Source organism: Pseudomonas sichuanensis (assembly GCF_003231305.1).
GTDB lineage: Bacteria > Pseudomonadota > Gammaproteobacteria > Pseudomonadales > Pseudomonadaceae > Aquipseudomonas > Aquipseudomonas sichuanensis.
This window is the reverse complement of record NZ_QKVM01000002.1, coordinates 70,460-92,813: the sequence shown is the minus strand read 5'-3', so window position 1 is coordinate 92,813 and position 22,354 is coordinate 70,460. Positions and strand designations below refer to the sequence as shown.

Genomic DNA, 22,354 nt, shown 5'->3' with positions numbered 1-22,354 from the left:
ATTTCAACGAGGCTGCGTGTGAGCGAGGCCGTTAAAGAGGGGATGCGTGATGGATTGGGCCTCAATTGCAGGCGGTAGTTGCCAGGGTGCGCCTTGGCGAGTGGGTATCGCCGGGGTTCAGCTGGGGCAGGAGCAAAAGCCATTCCTCATCAGCGATGAGCAATGGCAGAAGCTGCAGGCCCTGTTTCCTCTTGGCCCGTTGCAGGCCTATGGCAACGCGAACGGCCTTGTCTTCGAACGAATCGCTGCATCGGACGTCGCCGGTCACCATGACAGTGTGCTGCTGATCGAGCAGGCTTTTGCAGGCACGGAGTGGCTGACGTTATCCTCCGGTACGCGTAGCTATCTGATGCTGCTGGAGAGTGCCGTGGATGGCGCGCAGTTGCTCGAGCAGTTCGACAGGGTGTTCTTGCCTGCCAAAGAGGCTTTCACCGGCCAGCAGTTGGTGCGACTCAATCAGCCGCTGGAACTGCCGCTTGCTGAATTGGCCCCGCGCCCTGCGTTCAAAGGTAAGGCCAGTGTGCTTGGGCGCGACGATATCGAGTTGCAGCGCGCACACTTTGCGCTGTGCGATCATGAGCCCGAATTGGCTGACTGGTTGTCCCCTCAGTGGCAGTCCTGCCTGTTGTCCGGCACCGTGCCTGTGCATACCGCAGCCACTTCGCTGCCAGAGTGGTTTCCCCGTGATTGCTATGTAGACGGCAGTGTATTCAGCACTAGAGCAGACTTGTTCGCCTTCCTGGATGGCATGGCATGGGCGCAATACGAGGCACTGGCGAGCCGCCTGCGGTCGTTTCTCATGCAGGGCAGTGCTCGGCCGGATGAGCGCATTTATCCTTACACCGTCGATTTCTGGATCAATGCGCTGACGTCGGGCATTGCGCTGGACGCCTCTGAGGTGCGTGGTGCTGCGCCGTTGCTGAGCGTCGTTATTCCGGCCTATAACTATGGCCGGTACCTGGGGCAGGCGGTACGGTCCGTTTTGGATCAGGGTGTCGAGGGCATTGAAGTCCTGGTGGTGGACAATGCTTCGACGGACGACACGCAATCGGTCATGGCACAGTTTTCGTCTGATGCGCGGGTGCGCTATATGCGCAACCGACGAAATTTCGGGGCCGGCAACAGTTCTCAGAATGGCTTTTGGGTCGCCAAAGGCAAATACATCGTTTTATTCATGGCCGACGATTACATGAATCCCGGTCATCTCATGCGCCTGCTCCCAGCGCTGGAAAGCAATGCGGGTCATGCCCTGGGTTACAGCCCAATCTGTTGGGTCGATGAGCAGGGTGATCCTGTAGAAGGGCCTAGCCACCCCGGGCATCGCAGTGAAGATTACAGGGGCGGGCGCAATGAGGTTGCGGACCTGCTGATTTACGACAGCTATATCACCCCCTCTGCGGCCATCATTCGCAGGGACGCCTTTTTCAAGGCGTGGCGCCGTGACGTGAGAATTCGCGGGTCGGGTGACTGGCAGCTCATGGTTCAGCTTGGGGAGTTGTTCCCTGACTTTGTCTTCACCACCGTGCCGGGTGTGAGCTATCGCGTTCATGCGGCACAGCATTCCCATGAGTTCTATGTCTCCTCGGCGCCGCTGGAAGGGCATACCTGTATTCTCGAGGGCGTATTCGAACGTGGCAACGAGGGGCGCCTGAAAGGCCATGAGCGTGAGGTTGCCGCGCATCTCAAGCGCAGGCTGACGCTTTATCCGCATGAGCAGGCTAGCGCGTTGGGCAAACGGGTACGGCAATTGTGCGGGCGTCTGGAAGCCCTGGCTGAAGACGCTGAGCGAGCGATGTTCTCCATCATAGTCACCACGTTCAACCGCCCCGAATTGCTCAGGGATGCGCTGAACAGCATTGGCCAGCAGTCCTTCAAGGACTTCGAAGTCATCCTGGTCAATGACAACGGCAACCCGGTCGAATCGCTGCTGGCTGAGTGCGATTTCCCTGTCACCTATATCCGCCAAGGCCGTAATCGCGGCCCAGCCGCTGCCCGTAATAGCGCTTTGCGATTGGCCCGTGGCCGTTATGTGGCCTATCTGGACGATGACGACCTGTATCTGCCTGGCCACCTTGAAGCACTGGCTACGGCCCTGGCTGACCACCCCGACACTGTTGTGTACACGGATGCGGTATTCGTTGAGGAAACGATAGCGGCGGGCAAGCGCAGCGAGGTGGCGCGTGAGCAACGCTATCCCCACGAGGCATACTCCAGGGAGCGTTTGCTGGTTAACAACTACATCCCGATCAACACCTTTGCCTGCCCGCGTGCGCTTGCCCTTGCGGTGGGCGACTTCGACGAATCGCTGGCAGGCCTGGAGGATTGGGATTTCCTCATGCGCTTGAGCGCTCGCAGCGCATTCCACCATGTTCATTGCGAGACGGTGGAAGTCCGCATGCGCCGGGATGTCAGTGCGCCTGCACGGCGTTCGGAACAGGCACTCAAAGATTACCCAGCGCTTTACCGCGAGCTGTATGCACGCCATTGCGACCATGGCAGCGAAGAAATCAAGCGCGGTCGCCAGCAAATGCTGGAGCATCTAGGTGAAAAGCCCAAGGCAGCGACACTGCAGAACTGGCTGGACGAACGCGTTCCGGATGCCGTGCAGAGCCGTTTGATCGAACAGCATCTGCAGGCGCATCAGGGCGGTCCGGTGATCGGGATCATCGTACTGGACGCTGACGGCCACATGGAGGCATTGAATGCCTCTGTGCAAAGCTTGAGTCGCGATAACTGCCTCTATGCCTCAGTGAAAATCATCGCGTTGACGGCAGGGGAGGCACCTGCGACTGCGCCGCAGGACAAACTGCATTGCCTGCGTCTGACGGATGCCAGCCTGAGCGATCAGCTCAACCAGGTGGTTCAGGCAGGTGAGTTCGACTGGTTCATGCTGGTAGAGGCGGGGAGTGAGTTCACTGCGAGCGGCTTGCTGATTGCCGCGCTTGATCTGTTGGCAGCGCCGGGCTGTCGGGCCGTTTACGGTGATGAAGCTTTGCGTGCCGGTGGCACGGGAATCGGCGCTGCGCTGCGTCCTGATCTGAACCTTGATCTACTGCTCAGCTTGCCGGCGAGCCTGTCGCGCCACTGGCTGTTCAACCGCCAGGTGTGGCTGCAGATGGGCGGCTTCCGTCAGGAGGCGGGCCAGGCTATTGAACTCGATTACATCCTGCGCCTGATCGAGTCGGCCGGTTTCGAGGGGTTGGGGCATATCAGCGAGCCGTTGTTGATCAGCAGTGCCCCGTCGCTGCGCGACTGCCCGGATGAGCGTGGGGTCATCCTGCGTCATTTGCATGCGCGCGGTTTTACCCAGGCTCGCGTCGAGTCTCGTTTGCCCGGGCGTTATGACCTCGACTACGGCGCCTCCGGCGACGTATCGGTCAGCATCCTGATCCTGCTCCAGGGCAACAGCCCGGAGCGGGCGCAGCGTTGCATGGAAACCATTCTGGAGAAGAGCACCCATCGAAACTACGAGGTACTGCTGCTGGCGTCGAATGATGCCGGCCCTGCGGTGAACAGCTGGCTCGACGGCGTTGCCCAGCTCGGTGTCGATACCATTCGTTGCATGCGTTTCCCTGCCGGGATGACACCGGTGCGCATGCGCAACCAGGCCGCCGCGCAGGCCCGTGGTGACTTCCTGCTGTGGCTGGACGAAGGCGCTGCCGTACTCGATAACGACTGGTTGCAGCAGATGCTCAACCACGGCATGCGCCAAGAAGTCGGCGTTGTCGGGGCCAAGCTGGTATCGGGGGAGGCGACCATCAGCCATGCCGGTTTCGTGCTCGGCCTGAACGGCCCGGTTGGCGAAGCCTTTGCCGGTCAGTCGATGGATGCCCCCGGTTACATGCAGCGCCTGCAGATCGACCAGAACTATGTCGCGGTGAGCGGCAAGTGTCTGCTGGTGAACAAAGGCCTGTTCCAGGAGCTGGGCGGTTTCGACGAGACGCCTGAGCTGCAGCGTTGGACCGATGTCGACCTGTGCCTGCGTCTGCACCGTGCCGGCTACCTGAACGTCTGGACGCCACGTGTGCAGATGCTGCTCAGCGAGGATGGCGCAACGCCGGCCAGCGTTGAACAGGAAGATGCCTTGTATGCCCGCTGGTTGCCTGCACTGGCGCGAGATCCGTTCTACAACCCGAACTTCTCGCTGTCTTGCGCCAATGGCTTCGGCCTGGAGTGCGCCGAGCTGAGCTGGCGACCCTTGTCGTCCTGGAAGCCGCTGCCGACGATCCTGGCCCATGCGGCGGATGAGGGGGGGTGTGGCAATTACCGGGTGATCCAGCCGCTCGATGCGCTCAAGCGCGAAGGGCTGGCCGAGGGGCAGCTGTCCTGGGCGCACCTGACGCCTGCCGAACTTGAGCGTTACCAGCCGGACAGCATCGTGCTGCAGCGCCAGATCGGCGACCAGCAGATCGAGCACATGCGCCGGATGCACGCGTTTTCACGGGCGTTCAAGGTCTTCGAGCTGGACGACTATTTGCCTAACCTGCCGCTGAAGAGTGTGCACCGGGCGGACATGCCCAAGGACATTCTGCGCGCCCTGCGCCGTGGCCTGGCCTATGTGGACCGCTTCGTCGTCTCTACCCAGCCGCTGGCCGAGGCCTTCGCTGGTCTGCACGGCGACATCCGGGTGATGCACAACACCTTGGATAGCCGTTTCTGGAGGGGCCTCGAAGCCCAGCGCCGGCAGTCGCGCAAACCGCGCGTCGGCTGGGCGGGTGGGGCGAGCCACTCCGGCGACCTGGAAGTGATCGCCGACGTAGTCAAGGAATTGGCCAACGAGGTGGAGTGGGTGTTCTTCGGCATGTGCCCGGATAAGCTGCGGCCCTATATCCATGAATTCCACGAGGGTGTTTCGCTTGAGCGTTACCCGCAGATGCTGGCCAGGATGAATCTGGACCTGGCCCTGGCGCCCGTGGAGCAGAACCTGTTCAACGAGTGCAAGAGCAACCTGCGCCTGCTGGAGTACGGCGCCTGCGGTTTCCCGGTGATCGCCAGCGACCTGCGTTGCTACCAGGGTTACGACGACTTGCCAGTGACTTTGGTGAAGAACCGTTTCCGTAGCTGGGTTGAGGCCATCCGCATGCACATCAGTGATCTGGACGCCACGGCCAAGGCGGGCGATGCACTGCGCAACGCAGTGCTGGGTGGCTGGATGCTCGAAGGCGACAACCTGAGCAATTGGCACAAGGCCTGGCTGCCGGACTGAGCCCGGCTTGAGGCCCTCGCGCTTTACGGCGAGGGCTTGGCGGTGCGCCTGTTCCGGCCTCCTCGCGGGTAAATCGCATCGGCGCACCGCCGCTCCCACATGTGAGTACTGCACTTTACTTGTGGGAGCGGGTTTACCCGCGAAGAGGCCGGAACAGTCTCCGCAAATCCCTATCTCCGGCACGGCTATTGCTTTACCGCTGGCAACATACCGTTTTTATGACGGTCAGCCACGCGAGAGAGCACGATGCACCAGGCCGCCCACGTAACCCGAGCCCCCGATCAGCAGGGGCGAACCCCGGTCGAGCAGGACAGCCGCCAGGGTATCGAACAAGCCTTTGCCCTGTTCAATCAGGTGTCCAGCCAGCTGAGCCAGTCCTACAGCATGCTCGAAGCCCGGGTCAGCGAACTCAAGGGCGAACTGGCAGTGGTCAGCGCCCAGCGCATCGAAGAACTCAGCGAAAAGGAACGCCTGGCCAACCGCCTGCAGAACTTGCTGGACCTGTTGCCCGGCGGGGTGATCGTGATCGATGGCCAGGGCCTGGTGCGCGACGCCAACCCGGCCGCCTGCGAGCTGCTCGGCGAGCCGCTGATCGGCCAGTTGTGGCGCCAGGTGATCGCCCGTAGCTTTGCCCCGCGTAAGGACGACGGCCATGAGGTCTCGCTGCGCGACGGCCGCCGCCTGTCGATCGCCACCCGCTCGCTGGATGCCGAGCCCGGCCAGTTGGTGCTGCTCAATGACCTGACTGAAACCCGTCGCCTGCAAGACCAGCTGGCTCGCCACGAACGCCTGTCGTCACTGGGGCGCATGGTCGCCTCGCTGGCCCATCAGATCCGTACGCCGCTGTCGGCGGCCATGCTTTACGCCAGCCACCTGGCCGATAGCGAGCAAGACCTCAGCGCGCAAACCCGCCAGCGCTTCGCGGGTAGCCTCAAGGAGCGCCTGCACGAACTGGAGCACCAGGTGCGCGACATGCTGGTGTTCGCCCGCGGCGAGCTGCCGCTGGGTGACAGGGTCACGCCAAAAGCGCTGTTCCAGGCCCTGCAGCAGGCGGCCCAGGCCCATGTGCAAGGGCATGCGGTGCGCTGGCAGTGCGACAGTCACCTGGGCGAGTTGCTGTGCAACCGCGACACCCTGGTCGGCGCCTTGCTCAACCTGATCGAAAACGCCCTGCAGGCCAGCCAGGAGCCGGCGCGTCTGAAGGTGCATCTGTACCGTCGCGAGCAGTCGCTGCACTTGTGCGTGAGTGATGCCGGTTGCGGTATCGACGCCGAGTTGCTGGCGCGCCTGGGCGAGCCGTTCCTGACTACCAAGGCCGCCGGCACCGGGCTTGGCCTGGCGGTGGTCAAGGCCGTGGTGCGTGCCCATCAGGGGCGTTTGCAGCTGCGCTCGAAGGTGGGCCGTGGTACGTGCGTGCGGGTGGAACTGCCGTTGATCGACGGGCAACTGGCGGAGGCCGTGTGATGGCAATCAAGGTGCTGCTGGTCGAGGATGATCGCGTCCTGCGTCAGGCGCTGTGCGATACCCTGGAAATCGGCGGCTTCGCCTACCAGGCCGTGGGCAGTGCCGAAGAGGCGTTGGAGGCGGTGCTGGCAGAGGTGTTCAGCCTGGTTGTCAGCGATGTGAACATGCCTGGTATGGACGGGCACCAGTTGTTGGCCAGGTTGCGCCGCCAGCAACCACAACTGCCCGTGTTGCTGATGACTGCGCACGCTGCCGTGGAGCGGGCCGTCGAGGCGATGCGCCAGGGCGCTGCCGATTACCTGGTCAAGCCGTTCGAGCCCAAGGCGTTGCTCAGCCTGGTCGAGCGGCATGCTGCCGGGCGTGTGGTCGATGACGAAGGCCCGGTGGCCTGCGAGCCGGCCAGTCGACAATTGCTGGAGTTGGCGGCGCGGGTAGCGCGCAGCGACTCGACCGTGCTGATTTCGGGCGAGTCCGGCACTGGCAAGGAAGTGCTGGCCCGCTACATCCACCGGCAGTCGCCGCGGGCGCAGGCGCCGTTCGTGGCGATCAACTGCGCGGCCATCCCCGACAACATGCTCGAGGCCACGCTGTTCGGTCATGAAAAGGGTGCCTTCACCGGCGCCATCGCGGCCCAGGCCGGCAAGTTCGAGCAGGCCGAGGGCGGCACCTTGCTGCTGGATGAAGTTTCGGAAATGCCGCTGGGGTTGCAGGCCAAGTTGCTGCGCGTGTTGCAGGAGCGCGAGGTCGAACGCGTTGGCGGGCGCAAGCCCATCGCCCTGGATATCCGCATTCTCGCCACGACCAACCGTGATCTGGCGGGGGAGGTGGCGGCGGGGCGCTTCCGTGAAGACTTGTACTACCGCCTGTCGGTATTCCCCATGGCCTGGCAGGCCCTGCGCGAGCGCCCGGCCGATATCGTGCCGCTGGCCGAGCGTCTGCTGGCGCGCCATGCCCGCAAGATGTGCCATGTCCAGGTGCGCTTGTCCGCCCAGGCGCAGGCTTGCCTGCAGGCCTATGCCTGGCCGGGTAACGTGCGTGAGCTGGACAACGCGATACAGCGCGCGCTGATTCTGCAGCAGGGCGGCGTGATCGAGGCGGCGGATTTCTGTCTGGCTGGCGCCATTCCGTTGTCGCCTTCGAGCGAGGCCATTATTGCGCCATCATGCCTGGATTCAGGCGCCGAGGTGGGTGGGCTGGAGGGCGACATGCGTCGTCACGAATTCCAGATGATCATCGACACCTTGCGCGCCGAGCGCGGGCGTCGCAAGGAGGCCGCCGAACGCCTGGGCATCAGCCCGCGTACGCTGCGCTACAAGCTGGCGCAGATGCGTGACGCCGGGTTCGATGTCGAGGCCAGCCTGTTCGGCTGAGGTGTTGTTTTGAATGGTTTGCGGGCTGGCTGGCACTGCTCTTGCTAGTTTCAGCCCATTCGCTGCATGAGTGTCAAAAAAATGCGGCCGCCGGAGAGAGAAGTCCATGACCCAAGGTGTTGAATTCAATCGTCTGATGCTGGACATGCGCGCCATGCAGGCCGATGCCATGTCCATGCCCAAAGCGGCTGCCGCTCCTGAGCTGGCGCCTGGGCAAAGCAGTTTTGCCGACATGCTCGGCCAGGCCATTGGCAAGGTGAGCGAGACGCAGCAGGCCTCCACTCAACTGTCCAACGCCTTCGAAATCGGCAAGAGCGGCGTCGACCTGACCGACGTGATGATCGCCTCGCAGAAGGCTTCCGTGTCGTTCCAGGCACTGACCCAAGTGCGTAACAAGCTGGTGCAAGCGTACCAGGACATCATGCAGATGCCGGTTTAAGGCGAGAGTTGATTCATGGCCGAAGCAGTCGTCGATAACGCCCCCGCAAAAAGCGGCCCGCCAGCAGCCAAGCCGCCGCTGTTCGGTCTGTCGTTCCTGGAAAACATCTCGCAGATGCCCATGCTGCGTCAGATCGGCCTGCTGGTCGGCCTGGCCGCCAGCGTGGCCATCGGCTTCGCCGTGGTGCTCTGGTCGCAGCAGCCGGACTACCGGCCGCTGTACGGCAGCCTGGCGGGCATGGACACCAAGCAGGTCATGGACACCCTGGCCTCTGCCGATATCCCCTACACCGTGGAGCCGAACTCCGGCGCGCTGCTGGTCAAGGCCGACGATCTCTCCCGTGCGCGCCTGAAGCTTGCCGCCGCCGGCGTAGCGCCAAGCGACGGCAACGTCGGCTTCGAACTGCTCGACAAGGATCAGGGCCTGGGTACCAGCCAGTTCATGGAGGCCACCCGCTACCGCCGTGGCCTTGAAGGCGAACTGGCGCGCACCGTGTCCAGCCTCAACAACGTCAAGGCTGCCCGCGTGCACCTGGCCATCCCGAAAAGCTCGGTGTTCGTGCGTGACGAGCGCAAGCCGAGCGCTTCGGTGCTGGTCGAGCTGTATCCGGGGCGCGCCCTGGAGGCCGGCCAGGTCATGGCCATCGTCAACCTGGTAGCCACCAGCGTTCCGGAACTGGACAAGTCCCAGGTGACCGTGGTCGACCAGAAGGGCAACCTGCTCTCCGACCAGTTGCAGGACACCGCGCTGACCATGGCCGGCAAGCAGTTCGACTACAGCCGCCGCATGGAAGGCATGCTCACCCAGCGCGTGCACAACATCCTGCTGCCGGTGCTGGGCAACGACCGCTACAAGGCCGAAGTGTCGGCCGACATCGACTTCAGCGCCGTCGAGTCCACCTCCGAGCAGTTCAACCCTGATCAACCGGCGCTGCGCAGCGAGCAGTCGGTCAACGAACAGCGCGCCAGCAGCCAGGGCCCGCAAGGCGTACCGGGTGCGCTGAGCAACCAGCCGCCGGCCGGCGCCAGCGCGCCTGAAAATGCCAAAACCGCTGCAACCCCCGCCGGTGCCGTTCAGCCCGGGCAGCCGCTGGTGGATTCCAACGGCCAGCAGATCATGGACCCGGCCACCGGCCAGCCGATGTTGGCGCCGTACCCGTCCGACAAGCGCCAGCAGTCGACCAAGAACTTCGAGCTGGACCGTTCCATCAGCCACACCCGTCAGCAGCAGGGTCGCCTGACCCGCCTGTCGGTGGCGGTGGTGGTGGACGACCAGGCCAAGATCGACGCCGCCACCGGCGAGGCTACCCGCACGCCCTGGGGGGCTGAAGACCTGGCGCGCTTCACCCGCCTGGTGCAGGACGCGGTGGGCTTCGATGCCAGCCGTGGCGACAGCGTCACCGTGATCAACGTGCCGTTCGCCGCCGACCGTGGCGACGAACTGGTCGACATTCCGTTCTACTCGCAGCCGTGGTTCTGGGACATCGTCAAGCAGGTGCTGGGCGTGGTGTTCATCCTGATCCTGGTGTTCGGCGTGCTGCGTCCGGTGCTCAACAACATTACCGGTGGCGGCAAGCAAGCTGCCACAGACAGCGACATGGAGCTGGGCGGCATGATCGGTCTGGATGGCGAACTGGCCAACGACCGCGTCAGCCTGGGTGGCCCGACAAGCATTCTGTTGCCGAGCCCGAGCGAGGGTTACGAGGCACAGCTCAACGCAATCAAAGGCCTGGTGGCCGAAGACCCGGGCCGTGTGGCCCAGGTCGTGAAAGAGTGGATCAACGCCGATGAGTGACAACCGAGCCGTTACCGCCAAGCTGAGCCGCGTCGACAAGGCGGCCATCCTCCTGCTGTCGCTCGGCGAGACCGACGCCGCACAGGTTTTGCGCCACATGGGGCCAAAGGAAGTGCAGCGGGTCGGTGTGGCCATGGCGCAAATGGGCAATGTGCACCGCGAGCAGGTCGAACAGGTGATGAGCGAGTTCGTCGAGATCGTCGGCGACCAGACCAGCCTGGGCGTGGGCTCCGACGGCTACATTCGCAAGATGCTCAACCAGGCACTGGGCGAGGACAAGGCCAACGGCCTGATCGACCGCATCCTGCTCGGTGGCAACACCAGCGGCCTGGATAGCCTCAAGTGGATGGAGCCGCGTGCCGTGGCCGACGTCATCCGCTTCGAGCACCCGCAGATCCAGGCCATCGTGGTCGCCTACCTCGACCCCGATCAGGCCGGCGAGGTGCTGAGCAACTTCGACCACAAGGTGCGCCTCGACATCGTCCTGCGCGTATCGTCGCTCAACACCGTACAGCCTGCGGCGCTCAAAGAGCTCAACCAGATTCTCGAGAAGCAGTTCTCTGGCAACTCCAACGCCGCCCGCACCACCTTGGGCGGCATCAAGCGTGCTGCCGACATCATGAACTTCCTCGACAGTTCCGTGGAAGGTGCGCTGATGGATGCGATCCGCGAGATCGACAGCGACCTGTCGGAGCAGATCGAAGACCTGATGTTCGTCTTCAACAACCTGGCCGATGTCGACGACCGGGGTATCCAGGCGCTGTTGCGCGAGGTGTCCTCGGATGTGCTGGTGGTATCGCTCAAGGGCGCCGACGAGCGGGTCAAGGACAAGGTGTTCAAGAACATGTCCAAGCGCGCCTCGGAACTGCTGCGCGACGACCTGGAGGCCAAAGGGCCGGTACGGGTCAGCGACGTGGAGACCGCGCAGAAGGAAATCCTCACCATCGCCCGACGCATGGCCGAGGCCGGCGAGATCGTGCTTGGCGGCAAGGGCGCCGAGGAAATGATCTAAGCCGCCGCTCCTGTGGGAGCGGGCTTGCCCCGCGAGGCGTCCAAACCGGCGAGAGAGATTGCCAGGGCGGGCACGATCGCGGGTCAAGCCCGCTCCCACAGGGACCTGTTAAGGTTTTCGAGAAGCTCACAGCATGTCCACCACCGAACACCCCAGCGAACTGATCCGCGCCCGCGACCTCGAGGGCGTCGACGTCTGGGCGCTGCCCAGCTTCGACCCGGAGCCCGAACCCGAGCCCGAACCTGAGCCGGAAGTCATCGAGGAAGAGGTCGAGGAAGTGCCGCTGGAGGAAGTCCAGCCGCTCACCCTCGAAGAGCTCGAGGCCATCCGCCAGGAGGCCTACAACGAAGGCTTCGCCACCGGCGAGCGCGAAGGCTTCCACAGCACCCAGCTCAAGGTTCGACAGGAAGCCGAAGTGGCCCTGGCTGCCAAGCTGGCCAGCCTGGAACAGATCATGCTGCACCTGCTCGACCCGATCGCCGAGCAGGACACCCAGATCGAAAAAGGCCTGGTGCAACTGGTCGCGCACATTACCCGCCAGGTCATCGGCCGTGAATTGCGCAGTGATTCCAGCCAGGTCACCCATGTCCTGCGTGAAGCCCTCAAGCTGTTGCCTATGGGCGCCGACAATATCCGCATCCACCTCAACCCCCAGGACTTCGAGTTGGCCAAGGCCCTGCGCGAGCGCCATGAAGAAAACTGGAAGCTGCTGGAAGACGAGGCCCTGTTGCCCGGTGGCTGCCGCATTGAAACGGCGCACAGCCGCATCGATGCGACCATGGAAACGCGTATCGAGAAGGCCGTGACGCAGTTGTTCGACCAGTCCCATGACCAGTTCCTGCACCCGGCGGCGCCGGACATTGCGGTCGAGCTGGATGTGCCGGCGGGTGGCAACGATGCGCCTTGACCGCACCAGCTTCGGCAAGCGCCTGGCGGGTTACAACGATGCGGTGCGCTTGCCCGACCAGCCGGTGGTGGAAGGCCGCCTGCTGCGTATGGTCGGTCTGACGCTCGAGGCGGAAGGCTTGCGCGCGGCCGTCGGCAGCCGCTGCCTGGTGATCAACGACGACAGCTATCACCCGGTGCGGGTAGAGGCTGAAGTCATGGGTTTTGCCGGTAGCAAGGTGTTCCTGATGCCGGTTGGCAGCATCGTTGGCCTCGCCCCCGGCGCGCGCGTGGTGCCGCTGGACGACGGCGGCCGCCTGCCCATGGGCATGAGCATGCTCGGGCGGGTGCTCGACGGCGCCGGGCGGGCGCTGGACGGCAAAGGCGGCATGAAGGCCGAAGACTGGGTGCCGATGGACGGGCCGGTAATCAACCCGCTCAATCGCGACCCCATCAGCCGGCCGCTGGATGTCGGCATTCGCAGTATCAATGGCCTGCTCACCGTCGGCCGTGGCCAGCGTCTGGGGCTGTTCGCCGGTACCGGTGTGGGTAAGTCGGTGCTGCTGGGGATGATGACCCGCTTCACCGAGGCCGAGATCATCGTGGTCGGGCTGATTGGTGAGCGGGGCCGCGAGGTGAAGGAGTTCATCGAGCACATCCTCGGCGAAGAGGGGCTCAAGCGCTCGGTGGTGGTGGCCTCGCCAGCGGACGATGCGCCCTTGATGCGTCTGCGCGCGGCGATGTACTGCACGCGCATCGCCGAGTACTTTCGCGACAAGGGCAAGAACGTCCTGCTGCTGATGGACTCGCTGACCCGTTTTGCCCAGGCACAGCGCGAAATCGCCTTGGCCATCGGCGAGCCGCCGGCCACCCGTGGTTATCCGCCTTCGGTGTTCGCCAAGCTGCCCAAGCTGGTGGAGCGTGCCGGTAATGGCGAGGCGGGCGGTGGTTCGATCACCGCGTTCTACACCGTGCTCTCCGAAGGTGACGACCAGCAGGACCCGATCGCCGACTCGGCGCGCGGCGTGCTCGACGGCCACTTCGTGCTGTCCCGGCGCCTGGCCGAAGAAGGTCACTATCCGGCCATCGACATCGAAGCCTCGATCAGCCGGGTCATGCCCCAGGTGGTCGACGCCGATCACCTGCGCCAGGCGCAGAAATTCAAGCAGCTGTGGTCGCGCCTGTCGCAGAGCCGTGACCTGATCAGCGTGGGGGCCTATGTCGCCGGTGGCGATCCGGAGACGGACCTGGCCATTGCGCTGCAGCCCAAACTGGTGGACTTCCTGCGCCAGGGCTTGCAGGAGAACGTCGGGATGGCGCAGAGCCGCGACCAGTTGGGCGCGATCTTCGTGCCGCCGGCAGGCTGATAGGCCATGGCTCAGCCCGGTCGAGCAGCGCGCCTGGCGCCCGTCGTGGATATGGCCGAAGAGGCCGAGCGCAAGGCTGCCCAGCGCCTGGGGCATTTCCAGCAGCAGGTGGTGCAGGCGCAGGCCAGGCTCGATGAGCTGGCGCAATTTCGCGAAGGCTATCAGGCGCAGTGGATAACCCGGGGCGGGCAGGGGGTGGACGGCAACTGGCTGCTCAATTACCAGCGCTTTCTCGGCCAGCTGGAAACCGCCATGACCCAGCAGCGCCAGAGCCTGAATTGGCACCAGAACAACCTCAACAACGCCCGCAACATCTGGCAGCAGGCCTATGCGCGGGTTGAGGGGCTGCGCAAGTTGGTGCAGCGCTATATCGATGAGGCCCGTCGGGCGGAGGACAAGCGTGAGCAGCGGCTGCTCGACGAGCTGTCCCAGCGCTTGCCGCGGCACGGGCCGCTCTAGCACCGAGCTGCAAGCGTCATTGCCGGCAAGCCCCAGGCCCTGCGCGCTCCGCTCATTGTGGTTTGCAGCCTGCGGCTGTGGCTGCTAAACCTTCAGAAGCCGCATTCGCCATCATCGAAGGAATCGCTCGCATGGCAGTCGAAACCGATTTTTCACAGGAAGGGAAAAAGCTGACGATCAAGGTCAAGGGCCGCTTCGATTTCGGTAAGCATCAGGAATTCAGGGATGCTTACGAGCGTCAGCGCCTGCGGCCGGAGACAGTGGTCGTCGACTTGAAGGATGCCACTTATCTGGACAGTTCGGCGTTGGGCATGCTGCTGTTGCTGCGTGACCACGTGGGCGGGGACGACTCGGACATCCGAGTGGTCCATGCCAGCCCGGATGTGCGCAAGATTCTGGCCATCTCCAACTTCGACAAGCTGTTCGATATCGGTTGAGCGCGGCCATGCCTGCCGAACAGGCGTTGACCGTACTGGTCGCCGAGGACGGTGCCGCTGATCGCATGCTGCTGGCGCAGATCGTGCGGCGCCAGGGGCATGAGGTGTTTACCGCCGACAACGGCGAGCAGGCAGTGGCGCTGTTTGCCGAGCGCCGGCCGCAACTGGTATTGCTCGATGCCTTGATGCCGGTGATGGATGGCTTCGAGGCTGCGCGCCAGATCAAGGCACTGGCGGGCGAGGCGTTGGTGCCGATCATCTTCCTGACCTCGCTCAACGAAGAGCAAGCGCTGGTGCGTTGCCTGGAAGCCGGTGGCGACGACTTCATGGCCAAGCCCTACAGCGCGGTGATTCTCGCCGCCAAGATACGTGCGATGGACCGTTTGCGTCGCCTGCAGGCCACGGTGCTGGCGCAGCGTGACGAAATAGCCCGGCATCACCATTACCTGCTCAAGGAACAGCGTGTGGCCAAGGCCGTGTTCGACAAGGTCGCCCATTCCGGTTGCCTCAGCGCATCGAACATTCATTACCTGCAATCACCCTACGCGCTGTTCAATGGCGACCTGTTGCTGGCGGCGTTCACCCCGTCCGGGGACATGCATGTGCTGTTGGGCGACTTCACCGGCCATGGCCTGCCGGCGGCGGTCGGCGCCATGCCCCTGGCGGAGGTGTTCTACGGCATGACCGCCAAGGGCTACGGGCTGGTCGAGACGCTGCGCGAAATGAACGCCAAGCTCAAGCGCATCCTGCCGGTGGACATGTTCTGTTGTGCGCTGCTGCTCAACCTGAGCTTTCAGCGCGGTACCGTGGAAGTGTGGAATGGCGGCATGCCCGATGGCTATCAGCTGTCCGCCCAGGGCGAGGTGCTGGCGGTGCTGCCTTCGCAGCATCTGCCGCTGGGTATCCTTGCCCCGGAAAAATTCGACGACACCACGCAGGTGATGCCCCTGGCCGTTGGCGAGCGCTTGCTGCTGCTGTCCGATGGCGTGGTCGACAGCGGTGACGGGCAGGAGCGCTTGTTCGGCGTGCAGCGGCTGCTTGAGGTGTTGGCAGCCAATCGGCAGCCGGCGCATTTGCTCGATGAGGTCATGGGCGCGCTGCAGGCCTTCGGCGGGCAGTCGCGGGATGACATCAGCCTGTGCGACATTCGCATGCTGGCGCCAGACCAGGTTGTGCCGCAGGCCATGGTCTATTCGGATAGCGGGCGCTCGAGCCCGCTGGAGTGGTCGTTGAACTTCGAGTTGCGCGGTGAAAGCCTCAGGCGCTTCAACCCGGTGCCTTACCTGGTGCAGCTCTTGCTGGAAATCCACGGCCTGAGGCCGAGCAGCGGCAAGCTGCACAGCGTGCTCAGCGAGTTGTACTCCAACGCGCTGGAGCACGGTGTGCTGGGGCTCGACTCGCGGCTCAAGTGCGACTCGCAGGGCTTTGCCGAGTATTATCGTCAGCGCAGTCAGCGTTTGGCCGAACAGTTGCAGGGTTATGTCGGTATCAGCCTGCGGGTGGAACCGCGCAGTGAAGGCGGCCGTCTGATGATCGAGGTCCGCGACAGCGGCGCAGGGTTCGATGTGGCCAAAGTGCTTGCCCGTTCACCGCTCGAACAGGGCTTGAGTGGTCGTGGTCTGGGCCTGGTGACCCGGCTGGGGCACCGCGCCCGGTGGCTGGAGGGCGGGCGGCTGGCGCGGGTGGAGTTCGATTGGTGAGCCCGGGATTCCCCAGGCTTGGATGCGGCAAGGCTTGATCAGGGAGTGAGCAAGTGGTGGACATGCATATCGATCACAAGGTGCTGCGTGACCTGCGTGAAGTCATGGAGGGTGGCTACCTGCAGTTGCTGGAAACCTTCCTGGAAGACTCCGAGCGGCGCCTGAGCCAGTTGCACAAGGCCAAGGATGCCGCCGAGCTGGGCTTGGCGGCGCACAGCTTCAAGGGCAGCAGCAGCAACATGGGGGCTGTCGAGTTGGCGCGGCTTTGCCAGCAACTGGAGGAGCGCGCGCGGCAGGTTCCGCTGTATGGCATAGAAGACCTGATCAACCGCATCGACCAGGAGTATCAGGCCGTCGAGCTCTTCTATCGCAGTGAAAGCCAACGCATTTCAACTGACTGAGGGTGTCCTGGCGCGAGTTTTGCGTGTCTTTGCCCATTCGATATTTTTGAGTTTTGGCGCGGAGACCTTTTCTATGCCTGTCGCACCCAATCCATTGTTGCAAACTGGCCTTGCGAGCAGCGCCTCGCGCCCGGCCGCCAGTGTGGCGGACAAATCGCCGAAGGCGGCGGATGGCCGTGGTGCCGGCTTCGATCAGGTGATGTCCAGGCAGGGTCGCGACAGCGTGCCGGCCCGTGACGACAAGGCCAGCCAAGGCCCTGCGCAAGCAACCGCGAGCACTAAGCCGGGGGCGGTGGCCGGCGGCAAGAAGGAGGCTGGTGCCTCGAAAGACCTTGCCGATGACGGCAATAACTTGCCAGTGGCCCTGCCTGATGGCAGCGCGACTGCTGATGGCACTGATACCGCTGATACGACGATCATCGATGCCAGCCTGGTCGCAGGCCAGGTCACCGATGCCCAGGCGGGTGCCCAATTGATCCAGGCCCAGGCCGAGGTGGTCGCGCCGGTGTTGCAGGCCGCCATGCAGCCCTCACAGCAGCCAGCGCCGCCTGTGACCGAGGCGAAGGTATCGGCACCGGTTGCCGAGTTCGACCCTGATGCCGACCCGCTCGCCGACATGCCGGCCCTGCGCCTGGCGCTGGAGCAGAGCGCCAAGGCCCAGGGCACGACCTCGGCCCATGCCAGCAGTGCACGCGCCGACACGAGTCAGCAACCTGCCGAGCCTGACCCGATTGCCGTCAATACCTTGGCGAATGTGGTCGGCAAGGTGGAGGCCGAGCCTGGGCATGCCGAGCAGGGCGACAAGGCATTCGCCGGGCTGCTTGATAGCGGCCTCAAGGACCTCAAGGGCGCCAGCAGCGACACGCGGGTGGATGACTTTGCCGATCGCCTGGCCAGCCTCACCCAGGCCGTCACTGCCAAGACCGCCAACGCCGTGCCGGTAACCCCCAGCCCGCTGCAACAGCCGCTGGCGATGAACCAGGGTGCCTGGACCGAGGGCCTGGTGAACCGCGTCATGTACCTGTCCAGCCAGAACCTCAAGTCGGCGGATATCCAGCTTGAGCCCGCCGAACTTGGCCGCCTCGACATCCGGGTCAATGTGGCGGCGGACCAGCCCGCGCAGATCCACTTCATCAGTGGCCATGCCGGCGTGCGCGATGCCCTCGACAGCCAGGTCCACCGCCTGCGTGAGCTGTTTGCCCAGCAGGGCCTGGCCCAGCCTGACGTGAGTGTCGCCGACCAGTCCCGTGGCCAGCAGCAACAACAGGCCCAGCAGGACGCTTCGAACCTGTCCGGCGTGGCGGCCCGCCGTGCCGCTGCCGCGGGCGAGGGTGGTGAACTGGCTGATGCCGGCAAGCCGGTGGAGCAGCAGGTGGTGGTGGGCGACAGCGCGGTCGACTACTACGCCTGATGTTTCGCGCCCCCTTGTAGGAGCGGCACAAGGCTGCTCCTACAGCGACCGCACGGCTCAGGAGCAGACCCTCCTGACAAATCTGGCATAACACTTGCTCAAGCCACGTCATCCTTCTTTGAAACCTCGATGGACGACGGATTATTGGCATGGCGAAGAGCGACGCAGTGAAAGACCCCGCCACTAAAGGCAAACTCAAGCTGATCCTGCTGCTGGTGCTGGCCCTGCTACTGGCGGTCGGCCTGTCGGTGGGCGCCACCTGGTTCTTCATGAACAAGGGCGCATCCGCTCCGGCGCCGGACCCAGCACTGGCCAACGTCAAGCCGGCGGCGATCTACGAGCCGCTGGCGCCGGCCTTCGTGGTCAACTTCAACCAGAACGGCCGCCAGCGCTACATGCAGGTGAGCATCACCATGCAGGGCCGCAGTCAGGCCGACCTGGACGCGCTCAAGGTGCACATGCCGGTGATCCGCAACAACCTGGTCATGATGTTCTCCGGGCAGGGTTTCGACACCCTTGCCAGCAGCCCGGTAGGGCAGGAGATGCTGCGCCAGAAAGCCACCGCGGTGGTCCAGGAAGTGGCGCAGAAAGAAGTCGGCAGGCCGGTCGTCGACCAGCTGTTGTTCACCAATTTCGTATTGCAGTAGGAGCACATAGATGGCCGTGCAGGACCTGCTGTCCCAGGATGAGATCGACGCCCTGCTGCATGGGGTGGACGATGGTCTGGTACAAACCGAAAGTGCCGGCGAGCCCGGCAGCATCAAGAGCTACGACCTGACCAGTCAGGACCGTATCGTCCGGGGGCGCATGCCGACCCTGGAAATGATCAACGAACGTTTCGCCCGCTATACCCGCATCAGCATGTTCAACCTGCTGCGCCGCTCCGCTGACGTGGCGGTGGGTGGCGTGCAGGTGATGAAGTTCGGCGAGTACGTGCATTCGCTGTACGTGCCCACCAGCCTCAACCTGGTCAAGATCAAGCCGTTGCGCGGTACCGCGCTGTTCATCCTCGACGCCAAGCTGGTGTTCAAGCTGGTGGACAACTTCTTCGGCGGCGACGGCCGCCACGCCAAGATCGAGGGCCGTGAGTTCACCCCCACCGAGCTGCGCGTGGTGCGCATGGTGCTGGACCAGTGCTTCATCGACCTCAAGGAAGCCTGGCAGGCGATCATGCCGGTCAACTTCGAGTACATCAACTCCGAGGTCAACCCGGCCATGGCCAACATCGTCGGCCCCAGCGAGGCGGTGGTGGTATCGACCTTCCACATCGAGCTGGACGGCGGCGGCGGCGACCTGCACGTGACCATGCCGTACTCGATGATCGAGCCGGTGCGCGAGATGCTCGACGCCGGTTTCCAGTCCGACCTGGACGACCAGGACGAGCGCTGGGTCAAGGCCCTGCGCGAGGACGTACTGGACGTGGCCGTGCCGGTGTCGGCCACCGTTGCCCGGCGCCAGCTCAAGCTGCGCGACATCCTGCACATGCAGCCTGGCGATGTGATTCCGGTGGAGCTACCGGAGCATCTGGTGTTGCGCGCCAATGGCGTGCCAGCGTTCAAGGCGCGGTTGGGTTCGCACAAGGGCACCCTGTCGCTGCAGATCATCGACCCGATCGAGCGCCGCTGACGGCGGGTCGGTCGCTTTAAACGTATTCAAAGGTTGTCGAGGAAATCATGGCTAACGAAAACGAGATCAACTCCCCAGAGGAACAGGCGCTGGCCGATGAGTGGGCTGCAGCGCTCGAGGAAACCGGCGATGCCGGCCAGGCAGACATCGATGCACTGCTCGGTGGCGACACCGGCGCCAGCAACCGCCTGCCGATGGAAGAGTTCGCAAGCTCGCCCAAGCCCAACGAACACGTCAGCCTCGAAGGGCCGAACCTGGACGTGATCCTGGACATCCCGGTGAGCATCTCCATGGAAGTGGGCAGCACCGAGATCAACATCCGCAACCTGCTGCAGCTCAACCAGGGTTCGGTGATCGAGCTCGACCGCCTGGCCGGCGAGCCGCTGGACGTGCTGGTCAACGGCACCCTGATCGCCCACGGCGAGGTGGTGGTGGTCAACGAGAAGTTCGGCATCCGCCTGACCGACGTGATCAGCCCCAGCGAACGTATCAAGAAGCTGCGCTGAGTGAAGGGCATGGTGCGGGCCGTTTCGGCCCTGGCGGCGCTGCTGGCCAGTGAAGCGGTGATCGCTGCCGGCGAAGCGCCTGCGGCACCCGCTGCTGTACCGGGCGGCCTGGGGGCGCAATTGGCGCAGATGGTCTTCGGCCTGCTGCTGGTGGTGGGCCTGATCTTCTTCCTGGCCTGGCTGCTGCGGCGCATGCAAGGCAGCGCGCAGCGCGGTGCCCAGGTGATCGAGATCGTCGGCAGCCGCGCCATCGGCCCGCGCGACCGGTTGCTGCTGGTGCAGGTCGGCAAGGAGCAGATTCTCATCGGCCATACGCCGGGCAGCATCGAGGCCCTGCATGTCATGGCCGAGCCTGTCGAGGTGCCCGCCGCGGCACGCCAGGCCACGCCGGAGTTCGCCCAGCGGCTGCTCGAGCTGATGGGCAAGGATCAGAAGGACAAGAAGTGATGATGGGCGCCCTGCGCATGCTGTTCACCCTGGCGCTGCTGCTGGCTGCGCCATTGGCCCTGGCCGCCGACCCTTTGTCGATACCGGCCATCACCCTGTCCAGCGGCGCGGACGGGCAGCAGGAGTACTCGGTCAGCCTGCAGATCCTGCTGATCATGACGGCGCTGAGCTTCATCCCGGCGTTCGTCATCCTGATGACCAGCTTCACCCGCATCATCATCGTCTTCTCCATCCTGCGTCAGGCGCTGGGCCTGCAGCAGACCCCGTCCAACCAGGTGCTCACCGGCATGGCGCTGTTCCTGACCATGTTCATCATGGCGCCGGTGTTCGACCGGGTGAACAAGGACGCCCTGCAGCCGTACCTGGCCGAGCAGATGACCGCCCAGCAGGCGATCGACAAGGCCCAGGGGCCGCTCAAGGACTTCATGCTGGCGCAAACCCGGCAAAGCGACCTCGACCTGTTCATGCGCCTGTCCAAGCGCACCGACATCGCCGGCCCCGACCAGGTGCCGCTGACCATCCTGGTCCCGGCCTTCGTCACCTCGGAGCTCAAGACCGCGTTCCAGATCGGCTTCATGATCTTCATCCCGTTCCTGATCATCGACATGGTGGTCGCCAGTGTGCTGATGGCCATGGGTATGATGATGCTGTCGCCACTGATCATCTCGCTGCCGTTCAAGATCATGCTGTTCGTGCTGGTCGATGGCTGGGCGCTGATCATGGGTACCCTGGCCGGCAGTTTCGGCGGTGTCTGACACCCACAAGGAGAGCCTGACATGACGCCAGAAGTCGCAGTCGACCTGTTTCGTGACGCGTTGTGGCTGACCACGCTGATGGTGGCGGTGCTGGTGGTGCCGAGCCTGCTGGTCGGCCTGGTGGTGGCGATGTTCCAGGCCGCCACCCAGATCAACGAACAGACCCTGAGCTTCCTGCCACGCCTGCTGGTGATGCTGATCACGCTGATCGTCGCCGGGCCCTGGCTGGTGCAAAAGTTCATGGAATACATCACCGGGCTGTACACCAACATCCCGCACCTGATCGGTTGACGCCGCCATGCTGGAGTTGACCAACGCGCAGATCGGCACCTGGGTCGCCACCTTCATCCTGCCGCTGTTCAGGGTGACGGCGGTGCTGATGACCATGCCGATCTTCGGCACCAAGATGCTGCCGGCCCGGGTTCGCCTTTACGCGGCCGTGGCCATCACCGTGGTGATCGTGCCGGCCTTGCCGCCCATCCCCGAATTCGAGCCGTTGAGCCTGCGCGGCCTGCTGCTGTGCGCCGAGCAGGTCATCGTCGGGGCGTTGTTCGGTTTCTCGTTGCAGCTGTTGTTCCAGGCCTTCGTGATTGCCGGGCAGATCGTCGCGGTGCAGATGGGCATGGCCTTCGCGTCGATGGTCGACCCGGCCAACGGCGTCAACGTCACGGTGATCAGTCAGTTCCTGACCATGCTGGTGAGCGTGCTGTTCCTGCTGATGAACGGGCATCTGGTGGTGTTCGAGGTGCTGACCGAGAGTTTCACCACGTTGCCGGTGGGCAGCGCCCTGGTGGTCAATCACTTCTGGGAGATGGCCGGGCGCCTGAGCTGGGTGATGGGCGCCGCATTGCTGCTGATCCTGCCGGCGATCGCCGCGTTGCTGGTGGTCAACATCGCCTTCGGCGTGATGACCCGTGCCGCACCCCAGTTGAACATCTTTTCCATCGGTTTCCCGCTCACCCTGGTGCTGGGCATGGGCATCTTCTGGGTCGGCCTGGCCGACATTCTTTCTCACTACCAGGCACTGGCCAGCGAAGCGCTGCAGTGGCTGCGTGAACTGGCACGGGCGCGCTGA

General features: G+C 64.0%; 20 protein-coding genes. All 20 read left to right on the top strand.

Annotation, left to right across the window (positions count from 1 at the left end; genetic code table 11):
* Nucleotides 1–49 precede the first annotated feature (49 nt).
* On the top strand, nt 50–5,206 hold the full coding sequence (locus DM373_RS01480; RefSeq protein ID WP_244215026.1) for a glycosyltransferase: 5,157 nt from the start codon (nt 50–52) through the stop codon (nt 5,204–5,206).
* A 246-nt stretch (nt 5,207–5,452) separates the two neighbouring features.
* A complete protein-coding gene (locus tag DM373_RS01475; protein WP_110991862.1) occupies nt 5,453–6,670 on the top strand; it encodes a sensor histidine kinase in 1,218 nt (405 codons plus the stop codon).
* Complete coding sequence (locus tag DM373_RS01470; protein WP_110991861.1) at nt 6,670–8,040, top strand: sigma-54-dependent transcriptional regulator; 1,371 nt, start codon at nt 6,670–6,672, stop codon at nt 8,038–8,040. The genes DM373_RS01475 and DM373_RS01470 overlap by 1 nt, the downstream gene beginning before the upstream one ends.
* Before the next feature lie 106 nt (nt 8,041–8,146).
* The gene (fliE, locus tag DM373_RS01465; RefSeq protein ID WP_110991860.1) at nt 8,147–8,479 is read left to right on the top strand and encodes a flagellar hook-basal body complex protein FliE; all 333 of its coding nucleotides are present in this window, start codon (nt 8,147–8,149) and stop codon (nt 8,477–8,479) included.
* 15 nt (nt 8,480–8,494) lie between these two features.
* The gene (gene fliF / locus DM373_RS01460) at nt 8,495–10,273 is read left to right on the top strand and encodes a flagellar basal-body MS-ring/collar protein FliF (protein WP_110991859.1); all 1,779 of its coding nucleotides are present in this window, start codon (nt 8,495–8,497) and stop codon (nt 10,271–10,273) included.
* The gene (gene fliG / locus DM373_RS01455; protein WP_110991858.1) at nt 10,266–11,285 is read left to right on the top strand and encodes a flagellar motor switch protein FliG; all 1,020 of its coding nucleotides are present in this window, start codon (nt 10,266–10,268) and stop codon (nt 11,283–11,285) included. The genes fliF and fliG overlap by 8 nt, the downstream gene beginning before the upstream one ends.
* A 133-nt stretch (nt 11,286–11,418) precedes the next feature.
* Entirely contained in the window at nt 11,419–12,192 is a 774-nt protein-coding gene (fliH, locus tag DM373_RS01450) for a flagellar assembly protein FliH (protein WP_110991857.1), read from the top strand.
* A complete protein-coding gene (gene fliI / locus DM373_RS01445) occupies nt 12,182–13,537 on the top strand; it encodes a flagellar protein export ATPase FliI (protein ID WP_110991856.1) in 1,356 nt (451 codons plus the stop codon). Before fliH ends, fliI begins: the two co-directional genes overlap by 11 nt.
* Before the next feature lie 6 nt (nt 13,538–13,543).
* The gene (fliJ, locus tag DM373_RS01440; RefSeq protein ID WP_110991855.1) at nt 13,544–13,996 is read left to right on the top strand and encodes a flagellar export protein FliJ; all 453 of its coding nucleotides are present in this window, start codon (nt 13,544–13,546) and stop codon (nt 13,994–13,996) included.
* A gap of 131 nt (nt 13,997–14,127) precedes the next feature.
* Complete coding sequence (locus DM373_RS01435; RefSeq protein WP_110991854.1) at nt 14,128–14,433, top strand: STAS domain-containing protein; 306 nt, start codon at nt 14,128–14,130, stop codon at nt 14,431–14,433.
* A gap of 8 nt (nt 14,434–14,441) precedes the next feature.
* Complete coding sequence (locus DM373_RS01430; protein WP_110991853.1) at nt 14,442–16,133, top strand: ATP-binding SpoIIE family protein phosphatase; 1,692 nt, start codon at nt 14,442–14,444, stop codon at nt 16,131–16,133.
* 53 nt (nt 16,134–16,186) lie between these two features.
* A complete protein-coding gene (locus tag DM373_RS01425; RefSeq protein WP_110991852.1) occupies nt 16,187–16,534 on the top strand; it encodes an Hpt domain-containing protein in 348 nt (115 codons plus the stop codon).
* A 73-nt stretch (nt 16,535–16,607) separates the two neighbouring features.
* Entirely contained in the window at nt 16,608–17,945 is a 1,338-nt protein-coding gene (locus DM373_RS01420) for a flagellar hook-length control protein FliK (protein WP_110991851.1), read from the top strand.
* 149 nt (nt 17,946–18,094) lie between these two features.
* The gene (gene fliL / locus DM373_RS01415; protein ID WP_110991850.1) at nt 18,095–18,592 is read left to right on the top strand and encodes a flagellar basal body-associated protein FliL; all 498 of its coding nucleotides are present in this window, start codon (nt 18,095–18,097) and stop codon (nt 18,590–18,592) included.
* Between the two features lie 10 nt (nt 18,593–18,602).
* Nucleotides 18,603–19,571: a flagellar motor switch protein FliM gene (gene fliM, locus DM373_RS01410; RefSeq protein ID WP_110991849.1), complete on the top strand. Its 969-nt coding sequence runs from the start codon at nt 18,603–18,605 to the stop codon at nt 19,569–19,571.
* Between the two features lie 47 nt (nt 19,572–19,618).
* Nucleotides 19,619–20,077, top strand: coding sequence for a flagellar motor switch protein FliN (gene fliN, locus DM373_RS01405; RefSeq protein ID WP_110991848.1), 459 nt, complete (start codon nt 19,619–19,621; stop codon nt 20,075–20,077).
* Complete coding sequence (gene fliO, locus DM373_RS01400; RefSeq protein WP_110991847.1) at nt 20,078–20,524, top strand: flagellar biosynthetic protein FliO; 447 nt, start codon at nt 20,078–20,080, stop codon at nt 20,522–20,524. It begins immediately after the preceding gene.
* Between the two features lie 2 nt (nt 20,525–20,526).
* A complete protein-coding gene (gene fliP, locus DM373_RS01395; protein WP_110991958.1) occupies nt 20,527–21,279 on the top strand; it encodes a flagellar type III secretion system pore protein FliP in 753 nt (250 codons plus the stop codon).
* 21 nt (nt 21,280–21,300) lie between these two features.
* A complete protein-coding gene (gene fliQ, locus DM373_RS01390; RefSeq protein WP_110991846.1) occupies nt 21,301–21,570 on the top strand; it encodes a flagellar biosynthesis protein FliQ in 270 nt (89 codons plus the stop codon).
* 7 nt (nt 21,571–21,577) lie between these two features.
* Nucleotides 21,578–22,354, top strand: a complete 777-nt coding sequence (fliR, locus tag DM373_RS01385; RefSeq protein ID WP_110991845.1) for a flagellar biosynthetic protein FliR — start codon at nt 21,578–21,580, stop codon at nt 22,352–22,354.

What these genes read in the sequence shown, in the direction of transcription:
- fliN (WP_110991848.1), top strand. Translation starts at nt 19,619, where the DNA reads ATGGCTAACGAAAACGAGATCAACTCCCCAGAGGAACAGGCGCTGGCC.
- fliE (WP_110991860.1), top strand. Translation starts at nt 8,147, where the DNA reads ATGACCCAAGGTGTTGAATTCAATCGTCTGATGCTGGACATGCGCGCC.
- DM373_RS01475 (WP_110991862.1), top strand. Translation starts at nt 5,453, where the DNA reads ATGCACCAGGCCGCCCACGTAACCCGAGCCCCCGATCAGCAGGGGCGA.
- DM373_RS01435 (WP_110991854.1), top strand. Translation starts at nt 14,128, where the DNA reads ATGGCAGTCGAAACCGATTTTTCACAGGAAGGGAAAAAGCTGACGATC.
- fliF (WP_110991859.1), top strand. Translation starts at nt 8,495, where the DNA reads ATGGCCGAAGCAGTCGTCGATAACGCCCCCGCAAAAAGCGGCCCGCCA.
- DM373_RS01480 (WP_244215026.1), top strand. Translation starts at nt 50, where the DNA reads ATGGATTGGGCCTCAATTGCAGGCGGTAGTTGCCAGGGTGCGCCTTGG.
- fliI (WP_110991856.1), top strand. Translation starts at nt 12,182, where the DNA reads ATGCGCCTTGACCGCACCAGCTTCGGCAAGCGCCTGGCGGGTTACAAC.
- fliP (WP_110991958.1), top strand. Translation starts at nt 20,527, where the DNA reads ATGGGCGCCCTGCGCATGCTGTTCACCCTGGCGCTGCTGCTGGCTGCG.
- DM373_RS01420 (WP_110991851.1), top strand. Translation starts at nt 16,608, where the DNA reads ATGCCTGTCGCACCCAATCCATTGTTGCAAACTGGCCTTGCGAGCAGC.
- fliM (WP_110991849.1), top strand. Translation starts at nt 18,603, where the DNA reads ATGGCCGTGCAGGACCTGCTGTCCCAGGATGAGATCGACGCCCTGCTG.
- fliJ (WP_110991855.1), top strand. Translation starts at nt 13,544, where the DNA reads ATGGCTCAGCCCGGTCGAGCAGCGCGCCTGGCGCCCGTCGTGGATATG.
- fliG (WP_110991858.1), top strand. Translation starts at nt 10,266, where the DNA reads ATGAGTGACAACCGAGCCGTTACCGCCAAGCTGAGCCGCGTCGACAAG.
- DM373_RS01470 (WP_110991861.1), top strand. Translation starts at nt 6,670, where the DNA reads ATGGCAATCAAGGTGCTGCTGGTCGAGGATGATCGCGTCCTGCGTCAG.
- fliQ (WP_110991846.1), top strand. Translation starts at nt 21,301, where the DNA reads ATGACGCCAGAAGTCGCAGTCGACCTGTTTCGTGACGCGTTGTGGCTG.
- fliR (WP_110991845.1), top strand. Translation starts at nt 21,578, where the DNA reads ATGCTGGAGTTGACCAACGCGCAGATCGGCACCTGGGTCGCCACCTTC.
- fliL (WP_110991850.1), top strand. Translation starts at nt 18,095, where the DNA reads ATGGCGAAGAGCGACGCAGTGAAAGACCCCGCCACTAAAGGCAAACTC.
- fliH (WP_110991857.1), top strand. Translation starts at nt 11,419, where the DNA reads ATGTCCACCACCGAACACCCCAGCGAACTGATCCGCGCCCGCGACCTC.
- DM373_RS01430 (WP_110991853.1), top strand. Translation starts at nt 14,442, where the DNA reads ATGCCTGCCGAACAGGCGTTGACCGTACTGGTCGCCGAGGACGGTGCC.